This is a genomic window from Chitinophaga sp. (assembly GCF_036569125.1).
Taxonomy (GTDB): domain Bacteria; phylum Bacteroidota; class Bacteroidia; order Chitinophagales; family Chitinophagaceae; genus Chitinophaga.
In genome coordinates, this window is record NZ_DATCRF010000839.1 from 1 (window position 1) to 4,946 (window position 4,946).

Consider the following 4,946-nt stretch of genomic DNA (forward strand, 5'->3'; position numbering starts at 1 on the left):
GCGACTATATTTTAAAACAGCAGGATGTTGTTGAACAACGCCTGCATGATGATGCCGTAGCCTTTGGCGGCTGGAGCCTTGACCTGCACCCTTCAGATGGTATTTATGCTGCCGGCCCGGGCTGCACCCAATGGCACAGCAAGGGCATTTATCAGATACCTTTCCGCAGCCTGTATTCCAGGAACATTAATAACCTGTTGCTGGCCGGGCGCATTATCAGCGCATCGCATGTGGCATTCGGATCGTGCCGGGTAATGGCTACCAGCGCTTATGTTTCGCAGGCATCGGCCATGGCTGCGGTGCTTTGTAAAAAACTGGGCTGCAACCCTGCAGCGCTTAATGATAACGGCAACGTAGCTACGCTGCAGCAATTGCTGCTGCGCAGCGGGCAGCATATTCCCGGTGTAGTGGCAAAAGATGCGGATGATCTTGTACAGCAAGCCGCTATTACTGCCAGCAGTGAGCTGCAGCTTTCGGGGTTGGAAGAAGACAGCGCGCCACAGCCGCTTGATATTGCAGTGGCGCAAATGGTGCCCCTAAATGCAGGAAAGCTGCCGGCCATTAACCTGCATGCGTACAGCGATGCACCCACTACCCTGCGTGCTGAAATAAGAACCTGCTCACGTACCGGCAGCTATACGCCGGATACTACTATTGCTGCTTTTGAGTTTGCCATTGAAGCCGGCAAAAATTGCATAGAGCTAAGATCCGATGCTGCTATTGAGCAAATGCAGTATGTATTTATTGTGCTGCATAAGAACCCGCTGGTAAAGATCAGCAGGTCGGATAAAAGGATCACGGGCATCCTCTCTGTTTTCAGCACTACTAACCCGGCGGTATCCAACTATGGCAAGCAGGAGGCGCCTGATGGCATTGGCATAGACAGCTTTGAGTTCTGGTGTCCCCAGCGCAGGCCGGCAGGACACAACATTGCACTGCAGTTCGGCGCGCCTTTGAAGGCATTTGGGCCGGCTAATATCAGCAATGGCGTTGCAAGGCCTACCACGCAGCCCAATGCATGGGTAGCTGACCTGAACGATGCTGCCCCTGCCCTTACACTGCAATGGAAGGAGCCAAAGCGCATTAAAAAGCTTATTTTATCCTTTGATACGGATCTTGATCACCCGATGGAATCGGTGCTGATGTCGCACCCGGAAAACGTAATGCCTTTCTGCGTGCGTAATTATACCATCTTTGATGAAAACGGGAACAAGGTGTATGAAAAAACGGGGAATTACCAAACCAGGAACGTGATTGAGCTTCCTGAGCCGGTTGTTACTTCCCGCCTGAGCATCAAAACAGAACATCCATCTGCCAATACACCGGCTGCTATTTTTGAAATACGCTGCTTTGAACAGGGCGTTAATTAATGAGCGTTATGAAGAAGATCTGCCTGTTTGCTTTAAGCATCCAAATACTTTTAACTGTAACCATACAAGCACAAACCCTGTCGCTTGCCAACAAGCAGCTGCGCATTCAATGGCAGCAAACAAAGGAGGGGTGGAAAATAAACGGACTGCGTTTTTTTATTAACGGCCAATGGCAGCAGGTGGCGCATCCCTCCGGGGAATATACCTTGCTGTACACGGCTGAAAAACCTGCAGACACTTCCGGCATCCGCTTTAAGAGGGCTAACGGGCAAACCTGGCCTGATACGGCTTACAAATACCAGATCAATGCCTGGAAGCAGGCTTCCTCACCGGTAGCCTTAAATACAGCCGGTAGAGCTTTTCATTTTTATCCCTCCGTGGCAAAACAGGTATCACCCAACAAAGTTGTTTTTACCTATACATCTGCACTGGCAACTATTACCGCCAGCTGGCAGCTGGACCCGCAATTTGATGGCGACATCAACGTGCAAATGGAAATGCAATGTAAAAAGGATGGTTACTATTCCCTTTCAAGCCCGTCTGCAGTAACGGTTGACCAGCAGGATATGGCCTGGGCGGTAATGCCCGGTTATTTCCAGGGCAAGGAGCTACAGCAAAATATGGTGCTCAGCTATGCATATGGCCAGGGCGTGCCGGAGCTGCCGGTGCTGTACCGTGAGCGCTGCGCCAGCACCTTTTGCCCCATCATCACCACAAAAGAAAATATATCCTTTGCCGTGATACCTAACCCGGGGCTTGGCAGGGATCCATGGGAGAGCGATAAGAACACACATCAGAAATGGCAGCTGGCGCTTTCACACAAGAACAGAAGATCACAGCTTTCCCCCACGGTTTATTATCCTGTGCTGGGCGAGCCTACCTCACTGAAAAAACAAGGAGATAATATCAGCTATGGATTCCGTTACAGCTTTAATAAAGGTGAATGGTATCATTTGCTGACCCATGCAGTGAATGATGTGTATAATTTTAAGCAGGCGCTTGCCTTACGGAAAAATACCCAATCGCTTACCAGCAGGGTTGAGCATATGCAACACTACCTGCGCGACCGGCATACTTCCCTGTGGAATACAGAACAATACAAGGGGCTTACTATTGGCGGGCAATCATACCTGGGCGGCGTAGTAGGCTCAAACCGCGACGCTATAAAGAATGCAGATTACGGGGCTATGTGGATGCTGGCCAACACCAGCGACGATAAATACCTGAAGGATAGTGTGCTGCCTTTTGCCTTAAACTTTAAGCTTGCACAGCAGCAAACCAACCCCGGCTTTTTCCAGGGAGCGGCCATTGGGCAATACTATCTTGCCAAAAGCAAAACATTTACAGAAGAATGGGGCGATTTTGTAGAACCGGTAAGTCTTACTTATTATGTAATGCTGGACATAGGAAACATCCTGTTATTTGAACCAGGCAATGATACGCTGAAGCAAAGGCTGGCACTGGGCGCAAAGCTATTAATGGACTGGCAAAAGCCGGATGGCAGCTGGGAAGTAGCCTATGACCGGCACACGCAGCAGCCGCTTTTCACAGATATTAAAGACCTGCGGCCAACGTTCTACGGGCTATTGGTTGCCTACCGGGTACTGAAAGATGAAAAATATTTAAGCGCAGCAAAAAAAGGCGCTGACTGGTTTATTGAAAATGCGGTGAACAAAGGCCATTTTATAGGCGTGTGCGGGGATGCGCGTTATGCGCCGGATTTTGCAACCGCCCAGTCGGCACAGGCATTACTGGACCTGTACGATCTCACAAAAGATAAAAAATACCAGGATGCCGCCATCAACACCGCCCGCATGTACCTGACCTCCATTTATACCCAGCCAATACCGTCTGAAAAAATGAAGCAGGTGAATGGTATACCACGCCAGGACTGGCAAATTTCGCAGGCAGGCCTGAGCTTTGAGCATGGCGGCATTATAGGCTCTGCCAACGGTGCAGGCCCTATTATGCTTTGCAGCCATGCAGGGATGTTTGTACGCATGTTCCAGCTAACCGGCGACAGCCTTTTTATTGAAATGGCAAGAGCGGCCGCCATTGGCAGGGATGCATTTGTGGATGCTAAAACAAGCGTTGCATCTTATTACTGGAATGCCATGAACAAGGGTGCAGGCCCTTACCCGCACCATGCATGGTGGCAAATAGGATGGATCACGGATTACCTGCTGTCGGAAGCACAGCTGCGCTCCGGCAACCAGGTTGTTTTTCCCAGGGGTTTTGTTACGCCCAAGGTGGGGCCGCATGAATCATATGGATTTGCGCCAGGCAGCATTTATGGCAATGAGGCCAGCCTGATGAACCACCAGGGCCTTGTTGAATGTAACAATCCTAATACAGAGTATATTCTTGCCCGTAGCAGCGATAAAAAAAATATGTTTGTAATACTGATGAATGATCTTGGCGAACCTTTGAAAGCGCAGGTGAAGCTGAACATGGATAAGATTAACGCCATAAAGGACCTGACAGCCAACAAAGAGCTGCAGGCCGCCAATGAGCTGAATGTAGCGCTGGACGGCTACGGCATAAAAGTATTGATGATAAACTAACAACCTAAATCACTGGAATGGGGCAACTGGATTTTATAGTAATGGCCGTTTTTGCTTTGTTGATCCTGGGCATTGGCATGATGTTCACCCGCATAGGCAGCAAAAACTCATCGGCTTTTTTTGAGGCCGGCGGCGCTACGCCGTGGTGGATCAATAGTATTTCTTTATTCATCAGCTACTTTTCTGCCGGCACCTTTGTGGTTTGGGGATCTATTGCCTATAAAAGCGGCTTTGTTGCCAACGGCATACAGCTTACCATGGTATTTGGGGGCATGCTGGTAGCCCTGTTCATTGCCGCCAAATGGAAGCGCACCGGCGCTGTAACAGCGGCGGAATATATTGGCAAAAGACTGGGCACCGGCACACAAAAATTTTACACCTTTCTTATTATGCTGCATGGCCTTTTTACCACGGCCTCTGTGCTGTATCCTGTTGGTAAAATGGTGAGCGTGGCCACTCCCCTTTCTTTGAACACCTGCATACTTATTATCGGCGGCATTATTGTGTTGTATACTTCTGCGGGCGGCTTATGGGCGGTGCTGGTAACGGATGTTGTGCAGTTTGTGATCCTTACCGCTGCAGTAATGATCGTAATTCCCATGGCTTTTAAGGAAGCAGGCGGCGTACATTCTTTTGTAAATAAAGCGCCGGATGGCTTTTTCAATTTCTTTAATTCAGAATATTCCTTTGGTTTTTTCCTGGCGTTCCTTGCCTATCAAACCGTGTACATTGGCGGCAACTGGGCCTATGTGCAGCGGTACACCAGTGTTTCAACTGAGCGCAATTCAAAAAAAGTGGCCTGGCTGTTCACCATTCTTTACCTGGTGAGCCCCTTTATATGGATGCTGCCACCCATGTTATACCGGGTTATTAACCCCGGCCTCAGCGGCCTGCAGCCGGAAGGCGCTTATATGATGCTTTGCCAGCAGGTATTGCCGGCAGGGTTGATAGGACTGGTTTTATCGGGCATGATCTCTGCCAGCGCCAGCAAGGCCAATACTACTATTAATAT

The 4,946-nt window shown here is 49.5% G+C and carries 3 protein-coding genes; all 3 read left to right on the top strand.

Annotation, left to right across the window (positions count from 1 at the left end):
• On the top strand, positions 1 to 1,370 hold a 1,370-nt coding region (locus VIM87_RS30935), incomplete at its 5' end, for an FAD-dependent oxidoreductase (protein WP_332000727.1).
• Positions 1,371 to 1,378: 8 nt separating this feature from the next.
• The gene (locus VIM87_RS30940) at positions 1,379 to 3,934 is read left to right on the top strand and encodes a glycerophosphoryl diester phosphodiesterase (RefSeq protein ID WP_332000728.1); all 2,556 of its coding nucleotides are present in this window, start codon (positions 1,379 to 1,381) and stop codon (positions 3,932 to 3,934) included.
• Positions 3,935 to 3,951: 17 nt separating this feature from the next.
• Positions 3,952 to 4,946 (top strand): sodium:solute symporter family transporter (locus VIM87_RS30945; RefSeq protein WP_414649681.1); only part of this gene is annotated, 995 nt, incomplete at its 3' end.

What these genes read in the sequence shown, in the direction of transcription:
- VIM87_RS30940 (WP_332000728.1), top strand. Translation starts at nt 1,379, where the DNA reads ATGAAGAAGATCTGCCTGTTTGCTTTAAGCATCCAAATACTTTTAACT.